26 protein-coding genes and 1 pseudogene are annotated in these 26,518 nt (G+C 63.1%); 20 read left to right on the top strand and 7 right to left on the bottom strand.

Annotated features, from left to right (window positions below; genetic code table 11):
- The 4 genes and pseudogenes from ACG0Z6_RS15110 to ACG0Z6_RS15095 form a co-directional block, all read left to right on the top strand.
- Positions 1-124: pseudogene (locus ACG0Z6_RS15110) on the top strand (ABC transporter ATP-binding protein); the annotation flags it as partial.
- A gap of 240 nt (positions 125-364) precedes the next feature.
- On the top strand, positions 365-928 hold the full coding sequence (phaR, locus tag ACG0Z6_RS15105) for a polyhydroxyalkanoate synthesis repressor PhaR (RefSeq protein WP_394462840.1): 564 nt from the start codon (positions 365-367) through the stop codon (positions 926-928).
- Between the two features lie 45 nt (positions 929-973).
- Positions 974-2,395, top strand: a complete 1,422-nt coding sequence (gene rimO / locus ACG0Z6_RS15100; RefSeq protein ID WP_394462838.1) for a 30S ribosomal protein S12 methylthiotransferase RimO — start codon at positions 974-976, stop codon at positions 2,393-2,395.
- Complete coding sequence (locus ACG0Z6_RS15095) at positions 2,392-3,591, top strand: trans-sulfuration enzyme family protein (protein ID WP_394462836.1); 1,200 nt, start codon at positions 2,392-2,394, stop codon at positions 3,589-3,591. Before rimO ends, ACG0Z6_RS15095 begins: the two co-directional genes overlap by 4 nt.
- A 20-nt stretch (positions 3,592-3,611) precedes the next feature.
- On the opposite strand, the gene pip is transcribed toward ACG0Z6_RS15095, so the two are convergent.
- Complete coding sequence (gene pip, locus ACG0Z6_RS15090; RefSeq protein WP_394462834.1) at positions 3,612-4,580, bottom strand: prolyl aminopeptidase; 969 nt, start codon at positions 4,578-4,580, stop codon at positions 3,612-3,614.
- A 44-nt stretch (positions 4,581-4,624) separates the two neighbouring features.
- Complete coding sequence (gene smpB, locus ACG0Z6_RS15085; protein WP_394462832.1) at positions 4,625-5,086, bottom strand: SsrA-binding protein SmpB; 462 nt, start codon at positions 5,084-5,086, stop codon at positions 4,625-4,627.
- Between the two features lie 56 nt (positions 5,087-5,142).
- Here smpB and ACG0Z6_RS15080 point away from each other — a divergent pair, with 56 nt between their 5' ends.
- Together ACG0Z6_RS15080 and ACG0Z6_RS15075 are read left to right on the top strand one after the other, a co-directional pair.
- The gene (locus tag ACG0Z6_RS15080) at positions 5,143-5,601 is read left to right on the top strand and encodes a type II toxin-antitoxin system RatA family toxin (RefSeq protein ID WP_394462830.1); all 459 of its coding nucleotides are present in this window, start codon (positions 5,143-5,145) and stop codon (positions 5,599-5,601) included.
- Positions 5,588-5,938, top strand: coding sequence for an RnfH family protein (locus ACG0Z6_RS15075; RefSeq protein WP_394462828.1), 351 nt, complete (start codon positions 5,588-5,590; stop codon positions 5,936-5,938). Before ACG0Z6_RS15080 ends, ACG0Z6_RS15075 begins: the two co-directional genes overlap by 14 nt.
- Before the next feature lie 4 nt (positions 5,939-5,942).
- On the opposite strand, the gene ACG0Z6_RS15070 is transcribed toward ACG0Z6_RS15075, so the two are convergent.
- Positions 5,943-6,449, bottom strand: coding sequence for a DUF4124 domain-containing protein (locus tag ACG0Z6_RS15070; RefSeq protein WP_394462826.1), 507 nt, complete (start codon positions 6,447-6,449; stop codon positions 5,943-5,945).
- Positions 6,450-6,571: 122 nt separating this feature from the next.
- Between ACG0Z6_RS15070 and guaB the strand changes: the two genes are divergently transcribed.
- From guaB to ACG0Z6_RS15050, 4 genes are all read left to right on the top strand, one after another.
- On the top strand, positions 6,572-8,044 hold the full coding sequence (gene guaB / locus ACG0Z6_RS15065; protein WP_394462823.1) for an IMP dehydrogenase: 1,473 nt from the start codon (positions 6,572-6,574) through the stop codon (positions 8,042-8,044).
- A gap of 3 nt (positions 8,045-8,047) precedes the next feature.
- The gene (locus tag ACG0Z6_RS15060) at positions 8,048-9,307 is read left to right on the top strand and encodes an MFS transporter (RefSeq protein WP_394462821.1); all 1,260 of its coding nucleotides are present in this window, start codon (positions 8,048-8,050) and stop codon (positions 9,305-9,307) included.
- 15 nt (positions 9,308-9,322) lie between these two features.
- The gene (gene guaA, locus ACG0Z6_RS15055) at positions 9,323-10,939 is read left to right on the top strand and encodes a glutamine-hydrolyzing GMP synthase (RefSeq protein WP_394462819.1); all 1,617 of its coding nucleotides are present in this window, start codon (positions 9,323-9,325) and stop codon (positions 10,937-10,939) included.
- Between the two features lie 218 nt (positions 10,940-11,157).
- Positions 11,158-12,495 (top strand): tyrosine-type recombinase/integrase, encoded by a 1,338-nt coding sequence (locus tag ACG0Z6_RS15050; protein ID WP_394462817.1) that lies wholly within the window; start codon positions 11,158-11,160, stop codon positions 12,493-12,495.
- Positions 12,496-12,629: 134 nt separating this feature from the next.
- On the opposite strand, the gene ACG0Z6_RS15045 is transcribed toward ACG0Z6_RS15050, so the two are convergent.
- Positions 12,630-13,184, bottom strand: coding sequence for a hypothetical protein (locus ACG0Z6_RS15045; protein ID WP_394462815.1), 555 nt, complete (start codon positions 13,182-13,184; stop codon positions 12,630-12,632).
- A gap of 41 nt (positions 13,185-13,225) precedes the next feature.
- A complete protein-coding gene (gene istA / locus ACG0Z6_RS15040) occupies positions 13,226-14,029 on the bottom strand; it encodes an IS21 family transposase (protein WP_394462813.1) in 804 nt (267 codons plus the stop codon).
- Positions 14,030-14,713: 684 nt separating this feature from the next.
- Between istA and ACG0Z6_RS15035 the strand changes: the two genes are divergently transcribed.
- From ACG0Z6_RS15035 to ACG0Z6_RS15000, 8 genes are all read left to right on the top strand, one after another.
- Complete coding sequence (locus ACG0Z6_RS15035) at positions 14,714-15,481, top strand: hypothetical protein (RefSeq protein WP_394462811.1); 768 nt, start codon at positions 14,714-14,716, stop codon at positions 15,479-15,481.
- Positions 15,482-15,658: 177 nt separating this feature from the next.
- A complete protein-coding gene (gene czcI, locus ACG0Z6_RS15030; protein WP_394462809.1) occupies positions 15,659-16,021 on the top strand; it encodes a cation efflux protein, CzcI family in 363 nt (120 codons plus the stop codon).
- Positions 16,022-16,150: 129 nt separating this feature from the next.
- Positions 16,151-17,434 carry a TolC family protein gene (locus ACG0Z6_RS15025; protein WP_474104014.1) on the top strand — a complete coding sequence of 428 codons (1,284 nt, stop codon included), beginning with the start codon at positions 16,151-16,153 and terminating at the stop codon, positions 17,432-17,434.
- Between the two features lie 60 nt (positions 17,435-17,494).
- The gene (locus tag ACG0Z6_RS15020; RefSeq protein ID WP_394462805.1) at positions 17,495-18,052 is read left to right on the top strand and encodes a hypothetical protein; all 558 of its coding nucleotides are present in this window, start codon (positions 17,495-17,497) and stop codon (positions 18,050-18,052) included.
- On the top strand, positions 18,049-19,179 hold the full coding sequence (locus tag ACG0Z6_RS15015; RefSeq protein WP_380298344.1) for an efflux RND transporter periplasmic adaptor subunit: 1,131 nt from the start codon (positions 18,049-18,051) through the stop codon (positions 19,177-19,179). Before ACG0Z6_RS15020 ends, ACG0Z6_RS15015 begins: the two co-directional genes overlap by 4 nt.
- A gap of 1 nt (position 19,180) precedes the next feature.
- Positions 19,181-22,300: an efflux RND transporter permease subunit gene (locus tag ACG0Z6_RS15010; protein WP_394462803.1), complete on the top strand. Its 3,120-nt coding sequence runs from the start codon at positions 19,181-19,183 to the stop codon at positions 22,298-22,300.
- Positions 22,301-22,366: 66 nt separating this feature from the next.
- Positions 22,367-22,747, top strand: a complete 381-nt coding sequence (locus tag ACG0Z6_RS15005; RefSeq protein ID WP_210811661.1) for a hypothetical protein — start codon at positions 22,367-22,369, stop codon at positions 22,745-22,747.
- A 92-nt stretch (positions 22,748-22,839) separates the two neighbouring features.
- Positions 22,840-23,313: a hypothetical protein gene (locus ACG0Z6_RS15000; protein ID WP_394462800.1), complete on the top strand. Its 474-nt coding sequence runs from the start codon at positions 22,840-22,842 to the stop codon at positions 23,311-23,313.
- 283 nt (positions 23,314-23,596) lie between these two features.
- Here ACG0Z6_RS15000 and ACG0Z6_RS14995 read toward each other — a convergent pair whose 3' ends face one another.
- Positions 23,597-23,932, bottom strand: a complete 336-nt coding sequence (locus ACG0Z6_RS14995; RefSeq protein ID WP_394462798.1) for a DUF4148 domain-containing protein — start codon at positions 23,930-23,932, stop codon at positions 23,597-23,599.
- 154 nt (positions 23,933-24,086) lie between these two features.
- On the opposite strand from ACG0Z6_RS14995, the gene ACG0Z6_RS14990 reads away from it, so the two are divergent.
- Together ACG0Z6_RS14990 and ACG0Z6_RS14985 are read left to right on the top strand one after the other, a co-directional pair.
- Complete coding sequence (locus ACG0Z6_RS14990) at positions 24,087-24,773, top strand: heavy metal response regulator transcription factor (RefSeq protein ID WP_210809647.1); 687 nt, start codon at positions 24,087-24,089, stop codon at positions 24,771-24,773.
- Complete coding sequence (locus tag ACG0Z6_RS14985) at positions 24,770-26,134, top strand: heavy metal sensor histidine kinase (RefSeq protein ID WP_210809648.1); 1,365 nt, start codon at positions 24,770-24,772, stop codon at positions 26,132-26,134. The genes ACG0Z6_RS14990 and ACG0Z6_RS14985 overlap by 4 nt, the downstream gene beginning before the upstream one ends.
- A 40-nt stretch (positions 26,135-26,174) precedes the next feature.
- On the opposite strand, the gene ACG0Z6_RS14980 is transcribed toward ACG0Z6_RS14985, so the two are convergent.
- Positions 26,175-26,507 carry a DUF3703 domain-containing protein gene (locus tag ACG0Z6_RS14980; RefSeq protein ID WP_394462795.1) on the bottom strand — a complete coding sequence of 111 codons (333 nt, stop codon included), beginning with the start codon at positions 26,505-26,507 and terminating at the stop codon, positions 26,175-26,177.
- Between the last annotated feature and the right edge of the window lie 11 nt (positions 26,508-26,518).

Raw genomic sequence — 26,518 nt, 5'->3', positions numbered from 1 at the left:
CAGCCGTGCACTGCAACTGGCCGACCGCGGCTACGTGATGGAGTCCGGGCTCATCACGCTGCAAGGCCCCGGCCGCCAACTGCTGGCCGACCCCAAGGTGCGCTCGGCTTATCTGGGGGAGTGAGGCTGGGAGATAGGGCGATCCATCCCACGACGTTGGCGGCGGCCGCTGGTGGCCGCACTGCCTGTTGTGCTCGTCGTGCTCAAGCCCCCGTGCTGAAGGGGGCTTGTTTGGCACCGGTGGCCTGTTTGCGCACCGGTGCCGGTTTTTTTCACGCGGGTCTAACCCGCACGGGGGTTTGACCGTACCGGCAAGCCAAGGTGCCCGCCTAGAATGAGTCCAGAACACTGGAGGACTAGGCACATGGCGACGGCTCGTCGCGGCAAGACCACCGCCGCACCCGATGCAGCACCGCAAACGCGCGTGCTCAAAAAATACCCCAACCGTCGCCTCTACGACACCCAGACCAGCAGCTACATCACGCTGGCCGATGTCAAAGCCATGGTGCTGCAAGGGCTCAGCTTTGAAGTGCGCGACGCCAAGACCAACGAGGACTTGACCCGCGCCATCCTGCTGCAAATCATTCTTGAAGAAGAAACCGGCGGCGTGCCCATGTTCAGCACGGCTTTGCTGGAGCAGGTGATTCGCTTCTACGGCCATGCCATGCAGGGCGTGATGGGCGCTTATCTTGAGCAGAACATGAAGTCTTTTGCCGACCTGCAGCAGCGCTTCACCGAGCAAAGCAAAGGGCTGGCCTTCAGCCCCGAGGCTTGGACGCAGTTCATGAGCGCGCAAGCGCCGGTCATGCAAGGCCTGATGGGCAACTACATGGAACAGTCCAAGAGCTTGTTCACGCAAATGCAAGAGCGCTTGCAGCAGGCCGGGCAAATGTTCCCTGCCATGAACGCATTTCCGGCCAAGAAATAAAGGCGCGGCGCGCGCTGGCCGCGGTGGGCCTCTTAAAATCGCGGGATGAGTGATACCCCCGTTTTGCCCGCCGTGCCGCAAGCCCAGCCAGCCTCGGCCCCCAAGATTGCTTTCGTGTCCCTGGGTTGCCCGAAGGCGCTCACCGACAGCGAACTCATCCTCACGCAGCTGCGCGCTGAGGGTTATGAGACGTCCAAGTCCTATGCGGGCGCGGATTTGGTGATCGTCAACACCTGCGGCTTCATCGACGATGCGGTCAAAGAAAGCCTGGACACCATCGGCGAAGCGCTGGCGGAAAACGGCAAGGTGGTGGTCACCGGCTGCCTGGGCGCCAAGAGCGGTGCCACGGGCGAGGGCAGCAACTTGGTGCGCGACGTTCACCCCAGCGTGCTGGCCGTTACCGGCCCGCATGCCACGCAGGAGGTGATGGATGCTGTGCACCAGCATGTGCCCAAGCCCCACGACCCTTTCATCGACCTCGTGCCCGAGGCGCGCGGCGTGGCCGGCATCAAACTCACGCCCAAGCACTACGCCTATTTGAAGATCAGCGAAGGCTGCAACCACCGCTGCAGTTTTTGCATCATCCCCAGCATGCGCGGTGACTTGGTCTCGCGCCCCATTGGCGATGTGCTCAGCGAAGCCCGCGCGCTGTTTGAGAGCGGCGTCAAAGAGCTGCTCATCGTCAGCCAAGACACCAGCGCCTATGGCGTGGACGTGAAGTACCGCACCGGCTTCTGGGAAGGCAAGCCCGTCAAGACGCGCATGTACGACTTGGTGGCCAAGCTGGGCGAGCTGGCCAAGCCCTACGGCGCCTGGGTGCGCCTGCACTACGTCTACCCCTACCCGCATGTGGACGAGATCCTGCCGCTGATGGCCGACGGTCTGGTGCTGCCTTACCTCGACATCCCGCTGCAGCACGCCCACCCCGATGTGCTCAAGCGCATGAAGCGCCCGGCCAGCGGCGAGAAGCACCTGGAGCGCATCCAAGCCTGGCGCGCAGCCTGTCCGCAGCTGGTGGTGCGCTCGACCTTTATCGCGGGCTTCCCCGGCGAGACCGAGGCCGAGTTCCAGTATTTGCTGGACTTCATGCATGAAGCGCAAATCGACCGCGCTGGTTGCTTTGCCTACTCGCCCGTGTCTGGGGCCAGCGCCAACGAGCTGCCCGGCGCGCTGCCCGATGCGCTGCGCGAAGAGCGCCGTGCACGCTTTATGGCCGTGGCTGAGGCCATCTCCGTGGCCAAGCTGCAGCAGCGCGTGGGCGCCACCATGCAGGTGTTGATCGACTCCGCACCCGCGCTGGGCCGCAAGGGCGCCGTGGGCCGCAGCTACGCCGATGCGCCTGAGATTGATGGCACCGTGCGCTTGCTGCCGCCCACCAAGGCCAGCAAGCAGCTGCGTGTGGGTGAGTTTGTGCGCGCCCGCATCGTGTCCGCACAAGGGCATGACTTGATCGGTGAGGCGGTATGAGCCAAGAAGAAGACATTCGCACCCAGCTCATCCACCACGACTACCGCGCTCCCGACACCTTTGAATCCCCCGCTGTGGGCGTTCACAAAGCCGCCACGGTGTTTTTCCCCACCGTGGCCGACCTGCGCTCGCGGCGCTGGGTAGACCGCAGCGCCTACACCTACGGCCTGCACGGCACACCCACCACCTTCACGCTGGAAGCCCGGCTGGCCACGCTGGAGGGCGCGCGCCACGTCATCCTGGCCCCCAGCGGCCTGAGCGCCCTGACGGTGGTGAATATGTCCTTGCTGCGCAGCGGCGATGTGGTGCTGCTGCCCGACAACGTTTACGGTCCGAGCAAAGACTTTGCGCAGCATGAGCTTGCGCAGTGGGGCATTGCCTACCGGCTCTACGACCCCATGCAGCCGCAGTCGCTGCGCGAGGCGCTTTCGCCCGAGGTCAAGCTGGTGTGGACCGAAGCGCCGGGTTCGGTGACTTTGGAATTCCCCGATCTGCCCGAGCTGGTGCGCTGCGTGCGCGAACACGCACCGCAGGCCAAGGTGGCGCTGGACAATACCTGGGGCGCGGGCCTGGCTTTCAATGCTTTCGAGCTGGGCCAGGGTCTTGGCGTGGACCTGACGGTGCATGCGCTCACCAAATACCCATCCGGGGGCGGTGATGTCTTGATGGGCTCCATCGCCTGCCGCGACCCAGCGCTGTACGAGACGCTGGCCTGGACGCACAGCCGCCTGGGTTTGGGCGTGGGTGCTAACGATGCCGAAGCACTCCTGCGCTCGCTGCCCAGCATGGCGCTGCGCTACGCCGCGCAGGACGCTTCAGCGCGGCGCATTGCCCACTGGGCGGCGGAGCAGGGCGCGCCCATACGCCGCGTGTTGCACCCGGCGCTGCCGGGCTCGCCCGGCCATGAGCACTGGGCGGCGTTGTGCCGCAGTGCGGCGGGCTTGCTCACGCTGGAGTTCGATCCCGCCCTGCCGGCGCGGCGCGTGGATGCCTTTGTTGACGGCCTGAAGCGCTTTCGCATCGGCTGGAGCTGGGGCGGCCCGTTCAGCCTGGCTGTGCCTTACCGCGCGGGCGCCATGCGCGAGATGGGTACGGCCTACGAGGGCGTGTTGGTGCGCCTGTGCATTGGCCTGGAGCACACCGACGATTTGATCGCCGATCTGGCCGCTGGCCTGGACGCGCTGCGCGCCGCCTGAGGGCAGCCTGCGCGGGCGCTTCAGCGCTGCTGGAAGTGACCGTCGCGCGCGAAGCGCTTGGTGGCGTCCACCAGCGCAGCGGCAATGCCCGGCTCGTAAGAGGAGTGCCCCGCGTCTTCGATGATGCGTAAATCCACGCCGGGCCAGGCATCGGCCACCGCATGGGCGTAGCGCACGGGGCAAATCACGTCATAGCGGCCGTGCACGATAAAGCCCGGCAAATGCGCAATGCGCGCCATGTCCCGCAGCAGCTGGCCTTCCTGCAAGAAAGCGCCGTGGCGGAAGTAGTGCGCTTCCAGGCGCCCCACGCCCAGCGCCACAGCGTCTTGCGTGAAGGCGTCGGCTGTTTGCGGGTTGGGCAGCAGGTGCAGGCAAGAGCCTTCGTAGCGGCTCCAGGCGCGCGCTGCGGGCAGGTAAATTTCAGGGTCGGATGACTCCAGGCGGCGGCTGTAGGCGCCGAGCAAATCGTGGCGCTCGTGCTCGGTCAAATGGCCCGCAAAGGCCTCCCACTCGCGCGGGAAGAAATTCCGAATTCCGTACAGCCACCAGTTGATTTCGGCCTGGCTCACCAGCCAGATGCCGCGCAGCACCAGCCCCAGGCAGCGCTCAGGGTGGGCCTGCGCGTAGGCCAGCGAGAGTGTCGAGCCCCAGGAGCCGCCAAACACCAGCCAGCGCTCCACCCCCAGTCGCGCGCGCAGCTGTTCGATGTCCTCGATGAGCAGCTGTGTGGTGTTTTCGCGTGTCTCGCCCAGCGGCGTCGAGCGCCCCGCACCGCGCTGGTCCAGCAGCACGATGTGGTACTTCTGCGGATCGAAAAACCGCCGGCTGTTGGGCGACAGCCCCGCGCCCGGGCCACCATGCAAAAACAGCACCGGAATGCCCTGCGGGTTGCCGCAGGTCTCCCAGTACAAGTCGTGCAGCGCACCGACCTTCATGCGGCCGTTTTGCAGGGTTTCGATGGGCGGGTACAGGGCGTCGTCCAGAGTCATGAGCTCTCCAAAGATGGGCCAGGGTGGGGCGCCGAAGCCAGCGCTCAGTCTTTGTTGCTGGGCACTTTGTGGCGCATGAGGCGGCCGCGTTCGCGTTCCCAATCGCGTTGCTTTTCAGTCTCGCGCTTGTCGTGCTGCGCCTTGCCTTTGGCCAGGGCAATTTGCGCTTTCACGCGCCCGCCCTTGTAGTGCAGGTCCAGCGGCACCAGGGTGAAGCCGCGCTGCTCCACCTTGCCGATGAGGCGGCTGATTTCCGCGCGCGACATCAGCAGCTTGCGCGTGCGGTCGGCCAGCGGGTTGACGTGTGTGGAGGCAGTGCGCAGCGGGTTGATGCGGCAGCCAATGAGGAAGAGCTCGCCGTCTTTGATCATCACGTAGCCATCGGGCAGCTGCACTTGGCCAGCACGTATGGCTTTGACCTCCCAGCCTTCGAGCACGATGCCGGCTTCGTACTGCTCCTCGATGTGGTACTCGAAGCGGGCGCGGCGATTTTCTGCAATGGACATAGGCTCATTCAGTGGGCGGATGCGCCCAATACAATTGCACGATTGTAAGAAGCACGATGAAGCACGTTCGCAAGACTGTATTGCTGTGGTATTCGCCCGCCGAGATGTATGCCTTGGTGACCGATGTACCGCGCTACCCCCAATTCCTGCCCTGGTGCGCTGCCGCCGAGGTGCTGCAAAGCCATGAAGACGGCGTGACCGCGCGCCTGAGCATGGCCTATGGCGGCGTGCGCCAGTCCTTCACCACGCGCAATGTGCAAACGCCCGCTGAGCAACTGCGCATGAGTTTGGTGGATGGCCCCTTTTCCACGCTGGATGGTTTGTGGCGCTTTGTGCCGCTGCAGCAAGGCGACGGCGCGGGCGCAGCGCAGGCCTGCAAGATTGAGTTCGAGCTGCGCTATGCCTTCTCCAGCAAGGTCTTGGAGGCGCTGGTGTCGCCCGTTTTTGACCGCATCGCCAACACCCTGGTGGAGTGCTTTGTGAAACGCGCTGAGCAGGTCTATGGCCCACGCTGAAGAAGCCACTGCAGTGGCGGTTGAAGTTTTGAACATCGAGCTGCTGTGGAGCCCTGCGCCGCGCGAGGTGTTGCGTCACCGCTTGCAACTGCCTGCGGGCAGCACCTTGGCCCAGGCTCTGGCGCAAAGCCCTTGGTTCAGCCAGGGCTTGCCTGAGGGTTTGGCGGTGGGGGTGTGGGGGCGTGTGCGCTCAGCAGACACGCCGCTGTGTGAGGGTGACCGGGTGGAGATCTACCGCAAGCTGCTGGCCGACCCCAAAGAGGCGCGGCGCCTGCGCTACAAAGCCGCTGGTGCGCGCCTGGTGTCGCGCCACCGACCGCTCGGGCCTCGCCGCTGAAGCATCAGCGCCCGCAGTCAGAGGCGATGATGGCGCGCGTGCGTTTGATTTCCTCGTCGCGCTGGGCGTCGTTGAGGACTTCGCGCTCACCCTTGGCATTGGCGCGCACGATACGGGTGCCATCCTCATACAGGCGCATTTGAGACTGCGCTCTGCGACAGTTCTCGGCCCGCGCTTCGGCGTTTTTGCGTTCGACCTCGCGCTGTTTTTCCGCTTCCATGGCCTCGAGTTTGCGGCGGCTGGAGACTTCCTTGCCTGCTGGTTCAGAGGCCGCAGGGGTGCTGGTCTTGGCGTCTTCACTGCCCTTGCCATCGGTCGGCACGAGGCGAACCAGGGCCGCCGCAGGGCGCGAGAGGATGTCTTTGTCCGGTACGTCCGACGGTGGGGGACGGTCGCTGTACTGCACGCGGCCTTGAGCATCACGCCACTTCCACTGAGCCGCGGCGGGGCTGTGCTGGAGCAGCATGCAAACGGTAAATAGGGCAAATGCGGCGCGAGAGAGGGTCGACATAGCGTTTGGCCTGGATGTGAGTTTGCAGTGTTTGGGGTCGCGTGCAGCAGATGGCAAGCGCTTTGCGGTGAGTGTAGCGCTGTGCCTTCTCTATAATGCGCCTTTGCGTCTGGAGCTTTCTCATGCGCCTACTCGGAAAAGCGCTCACTTTCGACGACGTGTTGTTGGTGCCTGCGTTCTCACAGGTTCTGCCCCGTGATACCAGCCTTGCAACACAGCTGACTCGTGACATCCGCCTGAACCTCCCTCTGGTGTCTGCTGCCATGGACACGGTCACCGAAGCGCGCTTGGCGATTGCCATCGCTCAAGAAGGTGGCATGGGCATCGTGCACAAAAACCTCACGCCGCAGCAGCAGGCTGCCGAGGTGGCACGCGTCAAACGCTATGAGTCTGGCGTGTTGCGCGACCCCATCACCATCGGCCCGGACACCACGGTGCGCCAGGTCAAAGCGCTGAGCGAGCTGCACGGCTTCTCGGGCTTCCCCGTGGTGGAAGGCAAGCGCGTGGTGGGCATCGTCACTGGGCGCGATCTGCGCTTTGAGACCCGCATGGAAGCACCCGTGCGCGACATCATGACGCCCGCAGCGCGCCTGATCACCATCAAAGAAGGCGCCTCGCTCAACGAAGCCAAGGCCCTCATGCACGAGCACAAGCTCGAGCGCGTGGTGGTGGTGGCCGACGATTTCGAGCTGCGCGGGCTGATGACGGTCAAAGACATCACCAAGCAGACCAACTTCCCCAACGCCGCGCGTGATGCGCAAGGCAAGCTGCGCGTGGGTGCGGCCGTGGGTGTGGGCGAGGGCACTGAAGAGCGTGTCGAGCTGCTGGTGCGCGCAGGCGTGGATGCCATCGTGGTGGACACCGCGCACGGCCACAGCGCTGGTGTGATCGAGCGCGTGCGCTGGGTCAAGAAAAACTACCCGCAGGTGCAGGTCATTGGCGGCAATATTGCCACCGGCGCGGCGGCGCTGGCCCTGGTGGAAGCCGGGGCTGATGGCGTCAAGGTCGGTATCGGCCCAGGCTCCATCTGCACCACGCGCATCGTGGCGGGTGTGGGCGTGCCGCAAATCACGGCCATCGATTACGTCGCCACCGCGCTCAAGGGCACGGGCGTGCCCTTGATTGCCGACGGTGGCATCCGCTACTCGGGCGATATTGCCAAGGCCATCGCTGCCGGTGCCAGCGCCGTCATGATGGGCGGCATGTTTGCCGGTACCGAAGAAGCTCCGGGCGAGGTCATCCTCTACCAAGGCCGCAGCTACAAGGGCTACCGCGGCATGGGCTCCATCGGCGCCATGAAGGCCGGTTCGGCCGACCGTTACTTCCAGGAAAACGACGAAACCACCAATCCCAACGCGGACAAGCTGGTGCCCGAGGGCATCGAAGGCCGCGTGCCCTACAAGGGCTCGGTGGTGGCCATCATTTACCAGATGGCTGGCGGCTTGCGTGCATCCATGGGCTATTGCGGCTGCGGCAGCATTGACCAGATGCACGAGCAAGCCGAGTTCGTCGAGATCACGTCGGCAGGCATACGCGAGAGCCATGTCCACGACGTTCAAATCACCAAGGAAGCACCCAACTACCGTTTGGAGTGACGCTTGACTGAGACGGGCAACCCACCCAAGCATGGCGGCCGCAAGGCCGCCATGTCTTTCATCCTGATCGCTGTGCTGATCGACATGGTGTCGATCGGCCTGATCATCCCGGTGCTACCACCTTTGGTGGGAACCTTCACGCAAAGCGCGTCCGAGCACACCTTGGCGCAGCTGGCGGTGGCGGCAGCGTTTGGGCTGGCCAACTTCTTTGGCTCGCCCATTTTGGGTGGTTTGTCCGACCGCTTTGGTCGGCGCAAGGTCATGCTCATCGGCTTCTCGGGGCTGGCGCTGAGCTTTTTCGTCACCGCCATGGCGCAGGCGCTGTGGATGCTGGTGGTGGTGCGCTTGTTCTCAGGCGCCATGCAGGCCAACGCCGCGGTGGCCAATGCCTATGTGGCCGACATCACCCCGCCGCAAGACCGCGCCAAGCGCTTTGGCATGCTGGGCGCGGCCTTTGGCATGGGCTTCATCCTGGGCCCAGTGTTGGGCGGCTTGCTCGGCAGCATCGACCTGCACCTGCCGTTTTATGTGGCGGGCACGCTGGCGGTGTTGAACTGGCTCTACGGCTACTTCGTGCTGCCCGAGTCCCTGCCCGTGGAGCGGCGCCGGCCTTTCGAGTGGCGCAAAGCCAGCCCTTGGCAGGCGCTGGGGCGGCTGCGCGACCTGCGCGGCGTGGGTGCGTTGGTGTATGTGATCGGGCTGTCCAGCCTGGCGCAGCTGGTGCTGCACAGCACCTGGGTGCTCTACAACACCTATAAATTCGGTTGGGGGCCGTTTGAAAACGGCATGTCGTTGTTTGCAGTGGGCGTGCTGGCGGTGCTGGTGCAGGGGGTGTTTCTCAAGCACATCCTCAAGCGCATCAGCGCGGCGCGCCTGGTGCTGATCGGTCTGTGCACGGCGGTGCTCACCAATGTGCTTTGGGGCCTGGCCACCGAGGGCTGGATGATGTACGCGGCCATGTTCGTCAACGTGCTGAGCTATGCCGCAGGCCCGGCCCTGCAGGGGCAAATCTCCAGCGCCGCTGACGCCCGCACCCAGGGTGAAACCATGGGCACGCTCTCCAGCCTCAACAGCCTGGCCGCCGTGGTGGCGCCGGTGTTGGGTCTGGGCCTGATGTGGCTCACAGCCGAGCTGCCCCACAGCGACTGGCGCTTCGGCGCTCCCTTCTTCTTCTGCGCGGTGCTGCAAGCACTGTCGCTCGTTCTGGCCTGGCGCCATTTCTCGCGGGTGCGCGCCAACGCGCCCGTGGTGCCGGCCTCTTGATCTTGGTGGTATGCCATGCATGACAAAGTACTGATCCTCGATTTCGGTTCGCAAGTGACGCAGCTGATTGCACGGCGCGTGCGCGAAGCCCATGTCTACTGCGAGGTTCACCCTTGCGACGTCAGCGACGAGTGGGTGCGTGAGTACGCCAAGGACGGCTCGCTCAAGGGCATCATCCTCTCGGGCAGCCACGCCAGCGTTTACGAAGACACCACTGACAAAGCGCCCCAAGCCGTGTTCGAGCTGGGCGTGCCCGTGCTGGGCATTTGCTACGGCATGCAGACCATGGCCTGGCAACTCGGCGGCAAGGTCGAGGGCGGGCACAAGCGCGAGTTCGGCCATGCCGATGTGCGCGCTCATGGTCACACCCAGCTGTTGGACGGCATTCAGGACTACGCCACCGAGCAAGGCCACGGCATGCTCACCGTGTGGATGAGCCACGGCGACAAGGTCACCGAAATGCCCCCAGGCTTCAAGCTCATGGCCAGCACCGCGAGCTGCCCCATTGCCGCCATGGCCGACGAAGCGCGCCGCTTTTACGCCGTGCAATTCCACCCCGAGGTGACGCACACCCGGCAAGGCCGCGCCATCTTGGAGCGCTTTGTGCTGGGCATCTGCGGCGCGCGCGCGGACTGGATCATGAAAGACCACATCAACGAGGCTGTGCAAGCCATCCGCGAACAAGTGGGCGACGAAGAGGTCATCCTGGGCCTCTCCGGTGGCGTGGACTCCTCCGTGGCAGCGGCCCTGATTCACCGCGCCATTGGTGACCAACTCACCTGCGTGTTCGTGGACCACGGCCTGCTTCGCCTCAACGAAGGCGATATGGTCATGGACATGTTCGAGGGCAAGCTGCACGCCAAAGTCATCCGCGTTGACGCCAGCGAACTCTTCCTGGGCAAGCTCGCCGGCGTGAGCGACCCCGAGCAAAAGCGCAAGATCATCGGCGGCCTGTTCGTCGACGTCTTCAAGGCCGAAGCTGCCAAGCTCAAAGCAGGTGGCGGTGGCCACAAAGGCGCCACCTTCCTGGCCCAAGGCACCATCTACCCCGACGTCATCGAGTCCGGCGGGGCCAAGAGCAAAAAAGCTGTCACCATCAAAAGCCACCACAACGTGGGTGGCCTGCCCGAGCAATTGGGCCTGAAACTGCTGGAGCCGCTGCGCGACCTCTTCAAAGACGAAGTGCGCGAACTCGGCGTGGCCCTGGGCCTGCCGCACGAAATGGTCTACCGCCACCCCTTCCCGGGGCCGGGCCTGGGCGTGCGCATTCTGGGCGAGGTGAAGAAAGACTACGCCGACCTGCTGCGCCGCGCCGACGCCATCTTCATCGAAGAGCTGCGCAACTGGAAGGACGAAGCCAGCGGCAAGAGCTGGTACGACCTCACCAGCCAAGCCTTCACCGTGTTCCTGCCCGTCAAGAGCGTGGGCGTCATGGGCGACGGCCGCACCTACGACTACGTCGTGGCCCTGCGCGCCGTGCAAACCAGCGACTTCATGACCGCCGACTGGGCTGAACTGCCCTACGGCCTGCTCAAGAAAGTCTCGGGCCGGATCATCAACGAGGTCCGCGGTATCAACCGCGTCACCTACGACGTCAGCTCCAAGCCCCCTGCGACGATCGAGTGGGAGTGATCCGGGGGCGTCTCATGCTGCTTCATGTTGTCTCGGATTTCTTGAAAAACCGTTAAAAAACAATAGGTTGCAGCTTCAGGTTGTCTCACGGGGCTTCACTGGAGCTCAATGGTGGTGACGGCAAAAGAAGCGGTACTTTTTGGTGAGCCTCGCGGCCTTCAATTTTTACCGTCAAGGGGCTTGACGGTAAAGTTGCCCTCCTCATAGAGGGCCACACCATGCTCACCAACTTGGAGTTGAAGGCACTGAAGCCTAGGGACAAGGCATACAAGGTTGCAGATCGAGACGGGATGTACGTCACCGTCTCTCCTGCAGGAACTGTGGCCTTTCGCTACGACTATCGGCTGAACGGCCGTCGTGAGACGCTGACGATTGGCCGCTATGACGCAACGTTGAAGGACGCCCGTGAGCCAGCAGCGCTAAGGTTCGGCATGTCGCTGTCTTTGGCCGAAGCTCGCATGCTCCTTGCGGGAGCGCGGCGTGCCGTTGAGGCAGGTGAGTCGCCATCGCGAGCCAAGGTTGAAAAACGCACCGCCATAGTGGAGGCGCTGAATTTTGGCGACTGGGCGCAAAAGTATTTCGCCTTCAAAGCCGATCCCAAAAGCGGTGAAGAGCGTTTGGCTGACAGCACCTTGGCCATGCGTAAATCCATTTACGCCCGAGCCCTGGATGCCAAATTGGGAAAGCTCAAGCTTGAAGAAATCACTGCAGTCCGTCTAAAGGGCTTATGTGACGATTTGAAGCAGAGTCGGGGGCCTGCTGTTGCCGTACAGGCACGGGAACTGGTGCTGAATGTGTTCCGTCATGCCCAGAACAGCGGTATTCAAGTTGTGAATCCGGCTGAAGCTATTCGACCCAGCGCAATCGCAACCTTCAAACCCAGGGACCGTGCGCTCGATCCTGCAGAGATCAAAGTGTTCTATGCAGCGCTGGAGCAAGTGGCCACCACACCCACGCTGCGCCTGGCTCTCAAATTCATTTTGCTGACAGGCGTGCGCAAGAGCGAATTCATCGATGCAACTTGGGATGAGGTGGACTTTGAGGCGGCGCGTTGGGTGATCCCTGCGGCGCGAATGAAGGCGAGCAAGGAGCATGTTGTCTACCTCAGCGACCAAGCGCTGGATATTCTGGTTGCATTGCGCTCTTGCTTTGGCGTAAGCCGCTACCTGCACCCCGGTCGTTACGATTCCAACGTCCCCATCAGCAACGCCACATTGAACCGAGTCATTGATGCGGCTGTGGAACGCATCAAAAAAGACGACCCCGAGTTTGGTTTGTTTTGTGTCCACGACTTGCGGCGGACTTTCTCCACCGGGCTCAATCGCGCAAAGTTTGACGAGCGTTGGATCGAAATGTCACTTGCCCATGCTCCGCGCAATGAGATCGCGGCGACATACAACGTCGCACGCTACTCGGGTGAACGGCGAATCATGATGCAGTGCTGGGCTGACATGATCGATTGCTGGGTGAGGGGAGAGTCAGCACGCGAGGTGATCTTGGAGGCGAAGAAGCGCGCTGCCGAAGTGTTAGACCTTGAGGTCGATGAGGGCATTTGATTGGGTAATTCCACTTCAACCTCAGCGCGCTGAGGGGCGCAGATACCGAGATCAGTCCTGAGACCGGTGCCGCGCCTTGCGGCATTTCTACTGCATGAGGCGCAAACCTGGCAGGAAGGCAAGACCCATGCCTTTTAGCAGGCGTCGGCGCTGGCGATCAAGACTTTGAGCGCCTCATCTCGGCCCGTGGTTATCAGCGCCCACAGCGCGGCGCATTTGTCTTTGGCGTCGCCGGGCGCACTCTCCAACTGCCGAACCAATTGCAGTTCGGTTTCCGCCCTTTGACGGGTTTTGCGGTCGTCCATGGTTCGCACCAGGTCATCCCCGGCGACATCCATGGCCACCAGCAGTGTGTCGATGTCACCGTGCAGGCCTTGGAGGAAAAAGCGGTCGGACAGTGCCCGGCGGGGAAACTCCGCCATGCCCTTGAGCAGTGACAATGGCTGACCCCACGGAGATGACCACTCAGTTGCCTGGTTCGGATTGAAGGCGATGGCGGAGTAGCCCACGCGGGGCACGATCTTGGCGGATTGGGTCTTTTCAAGGCGCGCCTGCAGCTCTTGCATGATGCTGGAGACAGCGGCTTCGGGAATGAGACTGCCAGGGTGGTAGGCCGCGTACATGAGCTGCGCGTCGGCACGGATGCGGGTGCGCTGCGACTCCAGAAATGACTCAATGTTGTCACCCACGGTCTGGCCCAACAGCTGTAGGGCCACCTCATTGGCCTGCGTCAAAGCGGCCTGAACAGCACCCAGCGTTGTCCAATCTGGACACCCACCTCTGCCTTGCCTTTATCCCTTGGGCGCCTGGGTCGCGCCGGCAGGGCTGCTGTGCCGTAGTGTGCGAGACATGCGCGAAAGACAGGGTTGAGTTCGATCTTCTCCCGCCCTCGACGCAGCACGGCTGCTTTCAAGTTGTCCGGCACGATCCAAAGGGGAACACCGCCAAGCGCATTGAAGGCTTGGATGTGGCATTCGGCCCAGTCCCGAGCGTTTTGGGTAAGGACAGCGTGGATGAAGGTGTAGTTTGAGTAGCCGAGGACCGCTACAAAAATCTGTGCAAACTGGCTAGGCCCCCCGTCACGGTCTCGTATCTCCACCGTGCGGCCAGCGAAGTCAACAAACAGCCGGTCGCCAGGACGATGAACTTGGCGCATCACCACATGCCGATTCCGGGACCAGACACGGTAGCCGTCAGCAAAGGCGCTGTAGCCAATCCCATTTGGCACTGATTCCCGCCATTCACGCCATAGAACTTCCAGCGTTGCATCAGGCCTTTGAAGCTCTGCATGAATGTGGGCCCACTCTGGCTTAGGCTTGGTCTGGGCCAGAGATCGATTCTCATTTTGCAAGGCCTTGCGCCATGACGGGTCGTCCAACTCGGCCAACTCGGTCCAGGTCAAACCCGTTTGGAGAACATAGCGGCGCATAGTGGCCACTGTGGTGGGCGAGACCTCTAGTGAGCGGGCCAGAGCCCGATGAGAAAGGCTGGGATCGTGGAAGTGCAGGCGCGTGATTTCGCGCTGCAACGCCATGGGTAGTCGCATGCGTGTCTTTCGGATGAACTAGGCCTCTGCATCGCTGATGCAGGGGATTCCTTGAGGACGAATTCACCCAGCACGCCGACCCGTATTGACAGGTTGGTGTTGCCCGTAGACACTTCATGAAGCCACTGTTTCAATGGTCTCCGGTGTCAACCGGACGCTTGAGCCCGAGATTGCCTTCTCGGGCTTTTGCGTTTCTGGGTGGGTATTTTCAATAGGTTGGTGTGCTCAGCTCAAGATGGCACCTCCTTTTCATTGACGACTGCGCCTGGGAGCGCTCGGTGGATCCGGGCCATGGCCAGCCATTGCGCTACTTCGGTGGTCATGGCGTAGCGCCCCCTGCGGTTTGGCAGGGTGAATAGTGCGAGTTCGATCTGTCCTCGGTGGCGTGCCTGACGCATAGCGGCGGAGCTGCGATAGCCTAGCGCCCGTGCTAAATCGATCCCCCCCAGCACAGGGCCGTGCTTGGTCTGCAACTCAGCTGTAAGGGATTGCTGAATTTGAACCATCTGATCCTGCGATGAAGGACTGTCCATGGCCGCCCCGAAATGAGATCTATCAACGGTTTTGCATGAGGCTGGCCTCACATGTCACGCTCGGGGACGCCCAGTGTTGACGGTGAAGTCAGGGGCAACCACCCGAACAGATATTCGCAATTTCTGAACACTACCCCCCATGGCTGTACTTCTGACCTCTCGCGCTGGACGTCCCAAACGGGATGCGGTCGACGTCGTGCGTACCAGAATCTGGTTCCAGGTCGTCAAGTCGCGCAGCAATCTGCCGAGTGCTCACGCGATCGAGGCGCTGATAGATGGTCCTTGGGCCTCGAGGGGCGCAGACGGAATCAGTCGTCCTCGCAAGTGGTACGCCTATGAAGCCGGACGTCGTAGCCCGACCTCGGTGAAGGGCAAACGCGATGCAGTAGCCGACGCTGAGGCACGGTTTGCTGGGACAGCACGGTGGTATCACCATGCGATCTGGAGGGCACTCAAGGGAGAGCGTTTCAGTGTTCAAACGCTGGATGAAGCGCTGCGAAGTTTGGATTCCGCAGTGATCGGGATTCTCTACAAAGTCGACGATCAGGCCGAAGGCGAGCATCTGCGTCAAAGGTTCCTAACGCAGGATGATGTGCACGCACTGGTCGGTCTAGGCAGCTTTGATGCCTTGGCAGCTGTCATATTGTTGGCAGTGCAGTCAGAAATGCATGGCTTGCCGCAACTGCGCGAGTGGGTCCTTGACGCTTATGGAGAGATCCAACCCATCGTGGCGGATATCCCGGAGCTGAGACGGGACTTTGAGGCCCTTTTTGACCTCACAGATCCGCTGTGTCGGCATTGGTTGTATGTTGCGCCAAATCATCGTCTGCTGATGCAGATGTTCTGGCGAGAGCGGCCTTGGTACAAGGCGCGTCTCCGAAATGAAGCCCGCCAGCAGGCAGATTGAAACCTTGGCCCAAATGAGCGGGTTAGTCCGTCCAGACCCCTATCAACCCGTAGGTTCTGCAGCTTCAAGGCTGCCGCTTTCAGCAGAGGACCTGGCGTCGCGCAAAGGCCAGTACTGCTCGGCAAACAAAGGGCTTACTCATCGATCTCGCTGTCTGACATCTGCTATTCTTTGCAAATGCGCCGCCTTTTCGCGATTCTTTTGATGGCTTTATTGCCTGTCCAGTTCACTTGGGCGGCAGTGACGAGCTATTGCGGCCACGAGAGCGGCGCAGCCTCCCAACACTTCGGACATCACGAGCATCAGCACAACGCTGACGCTGTAGCAAAGAAGGTTGACGACGCCTCGGCCAGCAAGACCCTGGGAGGCAGTGACCTCGACTGCGCGCACTGCCACGGCAGTTGCACGGGCATGGCTTGCCCGTCAGCCAACCTGACGTCTCCGACATTGGCCTCTCAGCCAGCCGCGCCCGCTCAATGCGTGGTTCGTTCAATGGTGCACAGCCCACCTGAACGCCCTCAGTGGGCACTCCTCGCCTGATCGGCGAGGAGGAAGCGTTTCTTCCCTGAAGCCTTTCGCGCCTGATTGGCCGTTGCTGGCAGCGGCTGTCCTATCGCGAATGACCCCTCGCCGATCTCCCGTGAGTTGTTTTCAACACTGGAGTATCGGATGCACCGAAGAACCGTTATTGCACAAGGACGATGGCAGAAGACTGCCGGCGTCATGTTCTCAATCGCGCTCAGCGCGGTCACTACGAGTTTGTTTGCGCAGGCTGCTGCAAAGCCTGAGCGCCTGACTCTCGGCCAAGCCTTTGATGCAGCTTGGTCGCAACAGCCCGAGGTCGCCTCGCTGGCCATGCGTCGCGACGCCGCGCAAGCGCATCAGCGCGCGGCAAAAGCTTGGACGCCAGAGCCCCCAGCGCTAGAGGTGACCGGCAAGACGGACCGTCTAGGCAGCAGCCTAGGTACCCGCGAATACGAGATTGGTTTGACCGTTCCCTTGTGGCTGCCAAGAGAGCGTGGGAGCAGCCAAGCGCTGGCCGAAGCAGAGAGTCGTGCTGTCGAGAGCCGAACAACGGCTGCCCAACTGCGGGTTGCCGCAGCTGTGCGTGAGGCGTGGTGGAATTGGCAACGCGCGGCTGTTGAGCTGGCGACCGCGCAAGATCAGCTAGACAGTGCCCAGCGCATTGCGCTGGATGTTGGCAAACGCCTCAAGGCAGGCGATCTGGCCAGAGCAGACCAGCATCAGGCGGACGGTGCAGTGGCGGCTGCGCAGGCGACGGTGGCGGGTGCCGAGGCTGCATCTTCGGTGGCCCGGCAGGCGCTGGCGGCCCTGATGGCAACGCCTGCGACCCACGCCAAACTCACACTGGCAGAACCCTACGCCGAACCGACCCCTGATCCCTCACCGATTGACTTGAGCGCGCATGGTGACTTTCAATGGCTCAGGGACCGCGCAGCCGTGGCCCAAGGGGTCGTGGCGCTTACGGCCACACAGTCGCGTGCAAGCCCGGAGCTGAAGATTGCAACTACGCGTGGCCGAGGGGCTGCCGGCGAAGCATGGCAGCAGACTGTCACGGTGGGTGTGCGAATTCCCTTTGGCGCAGGGCCTCGCTACGACGCACGTCTTGCAGCGGCAAGGGCTGAGTCCGTAGAGCTCGAAGCGCTCATGACCTTGGAGCGCGCGCGCCTTTCCGGTGAACGAGATACGGCTAAGGCGCGCGTTGAAGCCGCCCGATTGCAGCTGGTCGCTGCCGACAGGCGGGCCCAACTGGCGCGCGAGTCACGCGGCTTCTTTGACAAGTCATTTCGTTTGGGTGAGTCCGACCTGCCCACCCGGCTGCGCATAGAGGCCGAAGCGACAGACGCCGACCGTCAAGCGGCCCGCGCGCGCATCGAACTCGCAGCAGCCATCTCTGCATGGCGCCAGGCACTGGGCCTGTTGCCCCAGTGAGACCCACGCCCCAGCGCGTCGGCCTTATGTCCAGCTGAACAAATCTTTGGATTTCAGATCATGAAGCTTATCTCTCCCCTGACCGCGATCAGTCTAGCGGTTTTGCTCTTTATCCCGCAATTGGGCGTCGCTGGTGATGGCCATGACCATGGCGCACCAGCACCCGCAACCACCGGACCATCTCTGCCGAGGTTTGCCGCCGCATCAGATCTGTTTGAGCTCGTTGGGGTTCTCAACGGCAAACAGATCACGCTGTACCTAGACCGGGCTGCAGACAACAGCCCTGTCACAGAGGCGCAGATCGAGCTCGACATCGGTGGAAAGAAGTTCAAGGCCACCAAACAAGGTAGTGATGAGTTCGAGATTGTTCTGCCCGAAGCGCCAAAGCCCGGCGAGTTGTCGATCACCGCGACGGTGACCGCCGGCACGGAGACTGATTTGCTGGCCGCAGAGCTAGACGTCCACGAGGCTGAGCACACCGATGAGGCCGAGCACGCCCATTCTTGGAAGGAATATGCAATCTGGGTGATGGGGGGCATCGCAGCGCTTGTCGTGCTGATCATCGTGGGCCGTCGCGCAAGATCCGCGCGTCAATTCCGCGCTGGGGGTATGGCATGAAGCGCGCATTGACCCACTTCAAGATCCAGCGATTGGCCACAGCCAGCCTTGTATTGGCGTTGGCAGCCGTGACGGGCGCGCTCGCTGGCGAAGGCCACGACCATGGCGATGGGGGTGCCAAGCCCAGTGCCAACGGCCCGCAGCGCCTGCCAGATGGAAGTGTCTTTCTGCCCAAGCCTGCGCAGCGCCAACTCGGTGTTCGAACACTCACAACGACCGCTGCCGAACTGCCACGCTCCGTAGAGCTGACGGCAAAGGTGCTGATGGACCCGAACGCTGGCGGGAAAGTGCAACCTCTGAACGCAGGCCGCATTGAGCCCGGCCCGCGTGGATTGCCCAACCCGGGACAGTCCGTACGCAAAGGTGATGTCCTGGCTTGGGTTGTGCCCGCCACAGCACCCATAGAGCGCTCCAATCAGTCCTCTCAACTGGCAGAGCTGCGCGCAGCCAAATCATTGGCTGATAAGCGCTTGGCCCGCTTGAAGGAGCTATCTGACACAGTGCCACGCAAAGACATCGAGGCAGCAGAAAGCGAGGCGGCCAGTCTGGCCGAACGCCTATCCGCCATCGGCAGTGGCTTGACGACCCGCGAGGCCCTGATGGCACCAGTCTCTGGCGTCATCGCCTCGGCCCATGCAGTGGCGGGACAGGTGGTGGACGCCCGTGAATTGGTCTTCGAGATCGTCGACTCGAGCCGCTTGCGCATTGAGGCTCTAGCCTTTGACCCTGCGCTGGCGACCAATATTGGCAGCGCCACACTGGCCATTGGTGACAAGCGCGTTCCGCTGGAATTCATGGGCGCCGCACGCAGCTTGCGAGAGCAAGCCTTGCCGCTGGGCTTCCGGGCGCAAGGTGCTGACCTTTCCAGCCTCGCAGTCGGCCAGCCTGTGCGTGTTTTTGTGCAGACCAAGGAAAAGGTCAAGGGTCTTGCAGTCCCGGTTTCTTCGTTGATGAAGAACCCCGCTAACCAGACCATCGTCTGGGTCAAGGTCGCACCGGAACGATTCGAGCCCCGTACGGTCTCCACGGAGCCGCTGGATGGCCTCAGCGTGTCGATCACCGCGGGCCTCAAGCCTGGCAACCAAGTGGCCACGCAAGGCGCCACTTTGATTAACCAGGTGCGCTGACATGTTCAAGTGGCTACTCGACAACAGCCTGGGTAACCGCCTGCTGGTGATCATCGCCAGCGTGGTGCTGATGGCCTACGGCGCTTTCACCCTGACGCGCACGCCGGTGGATGTGTTCCCCGATCTAAATAAGCCCACGGTGACTATCGTTACCGAGGCCGGAGGCATGGCCGCCGAAGAGGTGGAACAACTCATCACCTTCCCGCTGGAAACCACGATGAACGGCCTACCCGGCGTGGAGACGATCCGCTCGGTCTCCTCAGCCGGCTTGTCCTTCATCTACGTCACCTTCAACTGGAACACCGACATCTTCCGTGCCCGCCAGCTCGTCAGCGAGCGCTTGGCGTCGATGGAAGAAGGCCTCGCCGAAGGCGTGCTGCCGCGCATGGGCCCGATCAGCTCGATCATGGGCGAGATCATGCAGATCGCCATCCCGGTGGACACCAGCAAGATCTCTGCAATGGCCGTGCGTGAATACGCCGACTGGGTCCTGCGGCCACGCCTGCTGTCGGTGCAGGGGGTGGCGCAGGTCATCCCGATCGGCGGCGAGGTGCGGCAGTTCCAGGTGCAGCCCAATACCGTGCGCATGGCCGAGCTGGGCATCAGCCACGAGCAGATGGAGGCTGCGCTCAAGGGCTATTCCAGCAACACCTCTGGCGGCTTCCTGGAGCTTAACGGGCGGGAGTACCTGATCCGCAACCTGGGCCGCACCTCCAGGCTGGATGACCTGAAGAACCTGGCGCTCACGGCCAAGAATGGTCAACCCATCCTGATGCGCCAGGTTGCCGAGGTGACCTTCGCCGCGGCCACCAAGCGGGGTGACGCGGGCTTCGAGGGCAAACCGGCTGTGATCCTGGGCATCCAGAAGCAACCCTCGGCCGACACCATTGCGCTGACGCGCAACATCGAAGAAGCGTTGGCGGGCTTGAAGACCTCGCTGCCGGCCGGCATGGAGGCGCCCAAGGTCACCTTCAGGCAGGCCAGCTTCATCGAGGCGTCGATCACCACCTTGCAAGGTAAGCTGATCGGCGCGTCGGTGTTCGTGGCCGTGATCCTGTTCTTCTTCCTCGGCACGCTGCGGCCCACCATCATTGCGCTGACCGCGATCCCGGTGTCGATCTTCATCACGGCCCTGGTCTTCCGCTACTTCGGCTTGTCGATCAACACCATGACACTGGGCGGCCTGGCCATCGCCATCGGCGGCCTGGTCGACGACGCGGTGGTCGGCGTGGAGAACGTGTTGCGGCGCTTGAAGGAAGACCGCGCCAAACACCCCACCTCGCGCCTGCACCCGCTGGAGGTGGTGGCCCACGCCACGATGGAGGTGCGGTCGGCCATCCTGTACGCCACGGTGATCATCGTGCTGGTGTTCATTCCGCTGTTCGCGCTGCCGGGACTGGAAGGCAAGCTCTTCGTGCCGCTGGGCATCGCGTTCATCGTGTCGACGCTGGCTTCGCTGATCGTCTCGGTGACGGTGACCCCGGTGCTCAGCTTCTACCTGCTGCCGCGCATGAAGAACCTGGACCACGGCGACACCAAGGTGCTGCGCTGGCTGAAGTCCAGCTACCAGTCGTCGCTGCAATCGGTGCTGAATGCGCCGAAGGCTGCCTTGACTGCGGCGGGTGCGGCGGTGGTGGTGGCGATGGCGGCGGTGCCGTTCTTCCCCACCACCTTCCTGCCGCCCTTCAACGAAGGCACGCTGCTGATCGGCCTGCGACTGAACCCCGGTGTCACCCTCGCCGAAACCTCGGCCCTGGCCCGCCAGGCCGAAGTGCTGGTGCGCCAGGTGCCCGAGGTCACGCACGTCGGCCGACGCAGCGGCCGCGCCGAGCTGGATGAGCATGCCGAAGGGGTGCACGTCAGCGAGCTGGACGTGGGCCTCAAACCCACGGCTGAGCTGACACGCACCATGGACGAGATCAAGGCCGACATCCGCGCACGCCTGGTCAACATGCCGGCTGCGCTGGAGATTGGCCAGCCCATCTCGCACCGCATCGACCACATGCTCTCGGGTGTGCGCTCGCAGATTGCGATCAAGATCTTCGGCGAGGATCTGGACGCCTTGCGTGGTCAGGCCGACGTGTTGCGCGCCAAGCTGGCTGCCATCCCGGGCGTCGCCGACCTGCAGATCGAGAAGCAGGTGCTGGCGCCGCAGATCAAGGTGCGGGTGGACTACGCCGCGGCCGCGCAGTACGGCGTGCCGGCGCCCCAGGTGCTGGCCACGCTGCAGAACCTGGTCGAAGGTGAGAAGGTCACGCAGATCGTCGAGGGCAGCCGGCGGTTTGCGCTGGTGGTGCGTGTGCCGGAATCGGCGCGCTCGGTGGAAGGCCTGGGCAAGATCCTGATCGAGACGCCGAATGGCCGCATCCCGCTGTCCAAGATCGCCACCATCGAAGACGGTGACGGTCCCAACCAGATCAGCCGTGATGATGGCAAGCGGCGCATCGTGCTGTCGGCCAATGCTTCCGGCAGGGCCCTGTCGGAGATCGTGGCCGATATCCGCGCGGTGGTGGCGGACACCAAGTTGCCCGAGGGCTATTTCATTACCCTGGGCGGCCAGTTCCAGGCGCAGGAGGAAGCCTCCCGTCTGGTCGGTCTGCTGAGCATCGTGTCGCTGACGCTGATGTTCGTGGTGCTGTTCAGCCGCTACAAGTCGGGCGTGCTGGCGGCGCTGATCATGGTGAACATCCCGCTAGCCCTGGTGGGTGCGGTGATCGGTCTGTGGCTGTCGGGTCAGCCGCTGAGCGTGGCCGCTCTGGTGGGCTTCATTACCCTGGCAGGCATCTCCGTGCGCAACGGCATCCTGAAGGTCAGCCACTACATCAACCTGATGCGCTTCGAGGGTGAAAAATTTGACCACAAGATGATCCTGCGCGGCTCGATGGAGCGGCTCAGCCCTGTCCTAATGACGGCGTTGGTGACGGCCTTCGCGCTGGCGCCTTTGCTGTTTGAGGCTGAACAGCCCGGTACGGAGGTGCTCCACCCCGTCGCAGTGGTCATCTTCTCCGGCCTGATCAGCTCCACGCTGCTCGACACCTTCCTCACGCCCGCGATGTTCTGGCTCTTCGGCCGCAAACCGGCTGCAGCGCTGATGGACAGCAAGGACGCCGAGGCCCTTTGATCCCTCTGGTGGCGGGTTCGCCCGCCATCTTGTTTTCCCTCAACGCACTCTCTTGAAAGAACTTTTATGAACAAGCAAGCACTCTTGGCAGCCCTGGCGCTGACCCTGGCCGGCTCGGCATTTGCCGCTGGTGACCACACCCACGAACACAAGCCCATGCACGGCGGTGTGGTGGTTGAGGTCAAGGATATGGACTATGAGCTGGTGGCCAAGCCCACCACCATCCAGTTGCACCTACGGGATCACGGCAAGGCCGCCGACGTGAGCAAGGCCAGCGCCAAGCTGACCTTGCTGAACGGCACCGACAAGCAAGAGCTTGAGCTGAAGCCCTCCGGGGACAAGCTGGAGGCGATGGGCAATTTCAAGGTCGGACCAGGCACCAAAGCCGTCGCCGTCGTCACCATCGCTGGCAAGCCCGCTGGCACGGCACGCTTCGTCCTCAAGTAAAGGGAATAGCCATGGGCCTAACTCTTCTGACCCATCGCAGGGGTGTGCTGACCGGCTTGCTGGTGGCGGGGTTGACGCCCTTGGCCGGCTGCATGAACAAGCCCTTGCGCCCTGCGAACGCTGACGGCACCTATTGCTATTCAGTGGGCAAGTCGCTGCGCCGCAACGAGACCTGCACAACCGCGCCCATCCCAACGATGCAGGCTGAAGCAGATGCCAAGCGGTTTGAACCCTCGCCCGGTCTGCTCACCGTCTACGTGGTGCGCAAGCGCTGGGGGGATGCCAAGAACGTGGTGCGGCTCACACCGAACCAGGGCTCGGCAGTCACGATGGTGCCCGAGTCGTTCGTCCGACTGCGCCTGACGCCTGGCACAAACAAACTCGCAGCCGCTTGGGACGAGGGCAACACTGCCCTTGAGGTTACCGGTAAAGCAGGCGAGGTGGTGTTTGTTGAACTGATCGGCTCGGTCTGGTCGTGGGGCAGCAGCTACCGGCTGGAGAGCGGCAACCCCACGGAGTCGCGCGCGCGGGCCCTCGGGTTGCGCTTGGTGGCCGATATCGGGTGATTTGACGACCTGCCATGCGAAATCGCATTCCGGATGCGGACATCGCGCAGCTCATGCTGTGGATCTGGATCGCCGTGGTGCTCGTTGCCGTTGTGCTCTTCGCGCTGTGGCGTCGATGGCGACGAGCGCATCCGCCACCCAAGATGACGCCCAAGCCTGCCTACAGTCAGTCGTTGGGGATGAGATTGGCAGCAGGCCGACGAGCCGCAGCAGTCAAAACCGAAAGCAAGCGCGGGCCACCATCATCTGGCGGCCCGCGCGGTAGGTGAAGGCGGGAGGTGTGTCAGCCGCCGCGCTGCAACTCCAGCCGCACGCGGCGCTCTTCGGCGGGCTCATTGCGCATCTCGTCGATCACCTGCTTGCGGGTCTTCGCGGGGCCGGTGGCCTTCTGCGGCAGCGGTGCGTTGCGCTGAATCAGCGCCAGGGTGCCGTCCTTGCGCGCAGCCTCGAGCTCGGCCAGCACCTCAGCGCGCGTTTTCGTGCTCTTCCAGTGGTCGGGATGCTCGGTGTAGCCCCTCTCATTCGAGGCTGGGTGGTACAGCGAATTGGCCTGCGCAACCATGGGCAGACCCAAGGCCAGAGCAACGACGGAGAGAGCGGAGTGTTTGCGGATGTTCATGGTCCTGATTCCTTTGTGAAGTGGCCGTCGACCTTGTGTCGCGGCATGCCTGAGGGCATGGAAATGACTATAGAAATTCGCCCCCAACAGAGATGCGACCAACACATGACAAAACGGTCATGTTCAGGCCGCTCTAGTTGAAGGCTGAAAGAACATGAAACTCTTGGTGATCGAAGACGAGATCAAGCTTGCCGAGTACCTGCGCAAGGGGCTGGGCGAAGAAGGCTACATGGTGGAGCTGGCACACAACGGCGTCGATGGCCTGCATCTGGCGATGCAAGGCAGCCACGATCTGATCGTGCTGGACAGCATGCTGCCCGGCATCGACGGTCTGGGCGTGCTGGCAGCCTTACGGCAGAGCAAGCAGACCCCCGTGCTGATGCTCACCGCGCGACAGCGTGTGGAAGACCGCGTCAAGGGCCTGCAAGCCGGGGCCGACGACTACCTGCTCAAGCCGTTTGCGTTCTCCGAACTCGTGGCGCGGATACAGGTGCTGCTGCGCCGAGCGCGCCCAACGCGCGAACCTGAGGGGGCAACAGTCCTTGGCCTGGCCGACCTGGAGCTGGACCTTGTTCGGCGCAAGGCCACCCGGGCTGGCAGAAGGCTCGATCTCACGGCCAAGGAGTTTGTGCTGTTGACGCTGCTGCTGCGCCGCCAGGGGGAGGTGCTGTCCCGCACAGAGATTGCCGAGCAGGTGTGGGACATCAACTTCGACAGCGCCACCAACGTCATCGACGTGGCGGTGCGCAGATTGCGAGGCAAGCTCGATGCGCCCTTCGAGCGCCCCTTGCTGCACACGGCGCGGGGCATGGGCTATGTTCTGGAGGTGCGCGACGAATGAGCAGGAGCCGTGTTGGCTCGCTCGGTCGGCGGTTGTCGATCTGGCTGGCGTTGCAGAGCCTGGCGGGGCTCTCCGTGGTCTGCGTTGCGGTCTACGCCGTCACGCACATGAACTTTGATGCCAGGCAGGCTGAATCTTTGACGCAGAAACAAGCTCAGGTGCGGCACCTGCTGACCGAGCCAGCTTCGCGTGATGACCCGGCCGTGTTGACCCACAAGCTGGATGATTTCTTCATCGGCCATCAGGAATTGAGCCTGTTGCTTCAGCGGCCGGACGGCAGCGTCTTCTACCAGCGCACCGGCGGCGGCGCGTCGAGCAACTTGCGCCAAGCTCGTTTTGAAGTGGCTGCGCAAGCCACCGCACCGCTGCCGCTGACGGCCATCTTGTCGCTGGATACCAACGACGACCATCAATTGCTGCGCCGGTTGGCGTTCACTTTGTTGGCGGCCGCGTTGGCCGGGGCCGCATTGGGTTCGACCGGTGGCTTTGTTTTGGTACGCCTGGGCTTGCGCCCGGTGCGTGAGCTGGTGGAGCAGACACGCCGGCTGGCGGCAGACACCTTGCATCGGCGCCTGGATGGTTCCGGCCAGGCCGAGGAGCTCGAACCGCTGATCGCGCAGTTCAACGATTTACTGGGGCGCCTGTCGCTGGCCTATGAGCAGCTGGAGGGCTTCAATGCCGATGTCGCCCATGAACTGTGCACCCCGCTGGCGACCCTGATCGGCAGCACGGAGCTGGCCTTGCGCAGGGCCCGTGGTGCGGATGAGCTGCGAGAAGTGCTCGGCTCAAACCTGGAGGAACTGCAGCGCCTCGCGGGCATCGTGCAGGACATGCTGTTCCTGTCCCAGGCTGATAGGGGCAGCTCGGCCCGCCGTGTGGCCACGGCCAGCCTGGCTGCGTTGGCGCAGCGGGTGGCTGAATACCACGATGCAGCGTTGGACGAGGCCGGTCTCCGGGTCGAGGTGGTCGGTGACGCTGCCGGAGAGTTCGACCTGCCGCTACTGCAACGTGCCCTGTCCAACCTGGTGGCTAACGCCACGCGCTACGCCGACCGTGGGACGAGCATCCGCATCGACATTTCCGAGGCAGCCCCTGGGGCGCTGCGGGTGGTGGTGGTCAACCAAGGTGCCACCATCGAGCCCGGGCACCTGCCCCGGCTTTTCGACCGCTTCTTCCGTGGTGACCGGGCCCGCAGCGGTGCCCATCAGAACCATGGGCTGGGCCTGGCCATCGTCGCTGCGATCGCACGGATGCACGGCGGGCAGCCGTTTGCGAGTTCAGCAGATGGCGTCACCGCGATCGGCTTGACCTTGCTGCGCGCACTAGGCGCGGGCAGTCCGTCATCGAATTCGGGGGCCTGACTGTCCTGAGGTGCCGACCGCAGGACCAGCCAAGCTCTTGTCAGAGCTTGTCGTCGTGCAGCAGATGCGCCATGTCAGGTGGCAGGGCCATCGGTTCGAACGGGCTGACGTCGGATGTGCCGATGTTGCCCAACGGCAGACGGCCGATCAGGTGCCCGATGGGTGTGAGCACCAGGCGCAGAAGTTGCCCACGGAGTTCGCGGCCGTCTCGCAGTGCCCAGGCGGCACGCAGCATCAGCAGGTGCACGCGCAGGTGGGGGCCGATGTCCCGCTGACCAAGCACATGGGCGCGCTGCAGCGAACGCATCGCGGGCATCGGCTGCGCTGCAGCGAGGTGATGCCTGGCTTCGGCCATGGCGGCAACGAAGGCCATCGCGCCTTGAG

Source organism: Roseateles rivi (assembly GCF_043555845.1).
GTDB lineage: Bacteria > Pseudomonadota > Gammaproteobacteria > Burkholderiales > Burkholderiaceae_C > Roseateles > Roseateles rivi.
The sequence above is the reverse complement of the archived record's forward strand: the minus strand, read 5'-3'. Positions and strand labels throughout refer to the sequence as shown.

Bases quoted from the DNA above. Each gene is read 5' to 3' on its own strand.
- ACG0Z6_RS15070 (WP_394462826.1), bottom strand. From the start codon at position 6,449: ATGTCGACCCTCTCTCGCGCCGCATTTGCCCTATTTACCGTTTGCATG.
- guaA (WP_394462819.1), top strand. From the start codon at position 9,323: ATGCATGACAAAGTACTGATCCTCGATTTCGGTTCGCAAGTGACGCAG.
- ACG0Z6_RS15075 (WP_394462828.1), top strand. From the start codon at position 5,588: ATGGCCCACGCTGAAGAAGCCACTGCAGTGGCGGTTGAAGTTTTGAAC.
- ACG0Z6_RS14990 (WP_210809647.1), top strand. From the start codon at position 24,087: ATGAAACTCTTGGTGATCGAAGACGAGATCAAGCTTGCCGAGTACCTG.
- ACG0Z6_RS15095 (WP_394462836.1), top strand. From the start codon at position 2,392: ATGAGCCAAGAAGAAGACATTCGCACCCAGCTCATCCACCACGACTAC.
- ACG0Z6_RS15005 (WP_210811661.1), top strand. From the start codon at position 22,367: ATGAACAAGCAAGCACTCTTGGCAGCCCTGGCGCTGACCCTGGCCGGC.
- pip (WP_394462834.1), bottom strand. From the start codon at position 4,580: ATGACTCTGGACGACGCCCTGTACCCGCCCATCGAAACCCTGCAAAAC.
- rimO (WP_394462838.1), top strand. From the start codon at position 974: ATGAGTGATACCCCCGTTTTGCCCGCCGTGCCGCAAGCCCAGCCAGCC.
- guaB (WP_394462823.1), top strand. From the start codon at position 6,572: ATGCGCCTACTCGGAAAAGCGCTCACTTTCGACGACGTGTTGTTGGTG.
- istA (WP_394462813.1), bottom strand. From the start codon at position 14,029: ATGGCGTTGCAGCGCGAAATCACGCGCCTGCACTTCCACGATCCCAGC.
- czcI (WP_394462809.1), top strand. From the start codon at position 15,659: ATGCGCCGCCTTTTCGCGATTCTTTTGATGGCTTTATTGCCTGTCCAG.
- ACG0Z6_RS15080 (WP_394462830.1), top strand. From the start codon at position 5,143: ATGAAGCACGTTCGCAAGACTGTATTGCTGTGGTATTCGCCCGCCGAG.
- smpB (WP_394462832.1), bottom strand. From the start codon at position 5,086: ATGTCCATTGCAGAAAATCGCCGCGCCCGCTTCGAGTACCACATCGAG.
- ACG0Z6_RS15050 (WP_394462817.1), top strand. From the start codon at position 11,158: ATGCTCACCAACTTGGAGTTGAAGGCACTGAAGCCTAGGGACAAGGCA.
- ACG0Z6_RS15020 (WP_394462805.1), top strand. From the start codon at position 17,495: ATGAAGCTTATCTCTCCCCTGACCGCGATCAGTCTAGCGGTTTTGCTC.
- phaR (WP_394462840.1), top strand. From the start codon at position 365: ATGGCGACGGCTCGTCGCGGCAAGACCACCGCCGCACCCGATGCAGCA.
- ACG0Z6_RS15000 (WP_394462800.1), top strand. From the start codon at position 22,840: ATGAACAAGCCCTTGCGCCCTGCGAACGCTGACGGCACCTATTGCTAT.
- ACG0Z6_RS15035 (WP_394462811.1), top strand. From the start codon at position 14,714: ATGGCTGTACTTCTGACCTCTCGCGCTGGACGTCCCAAACGGGATGCG.
- ACG0Z6_RS14995 (WP_394462798.1), bottom strand. From the start codon at position 23,932: ATGAACATCCGCAAACACTCCGCTCTCTCCGTCGTTGCTCTGGCCTTG.
- ACG0Z6_RS15010 (WP_394462803.1), top strand. From the start codon at position 19,181: ATGTTCAAGTGGCTACTCGACAACAGCCTGGGTAACCGCCTGCTGGTG.
- ACG0Z6_RS15015 (WP_380298344.1), top strand. From the start codon at position 18,049: ATGAAGCGCGCATTGACCCACTTCAAGATCCAGCGATTGGCCACAGCC.
- ACG0Z6_RS14980 (WP_394462795.1), bottom strand. From the start codon at position 26,507: ATGGCCTTCGTTGCCGCCATGGCCGAAGCCAGGCATCACCTCGCTGCA.
- ACG0Z6_RS15025 (WP_474104014.1), top strand. From the start codon at position 16,151: ATGCACCGAAGAACCGTTATTGCACAAGGACGATGGCAGAAGACTGCC.
- ACG0Z6_RS14985 (WP_210809648.1), top strand. From the start codon at position 24,770: ATGAGCAGGAGCCGTGTTGGCTCGCTCGGTCGGCGGTTGTCGATCTGG.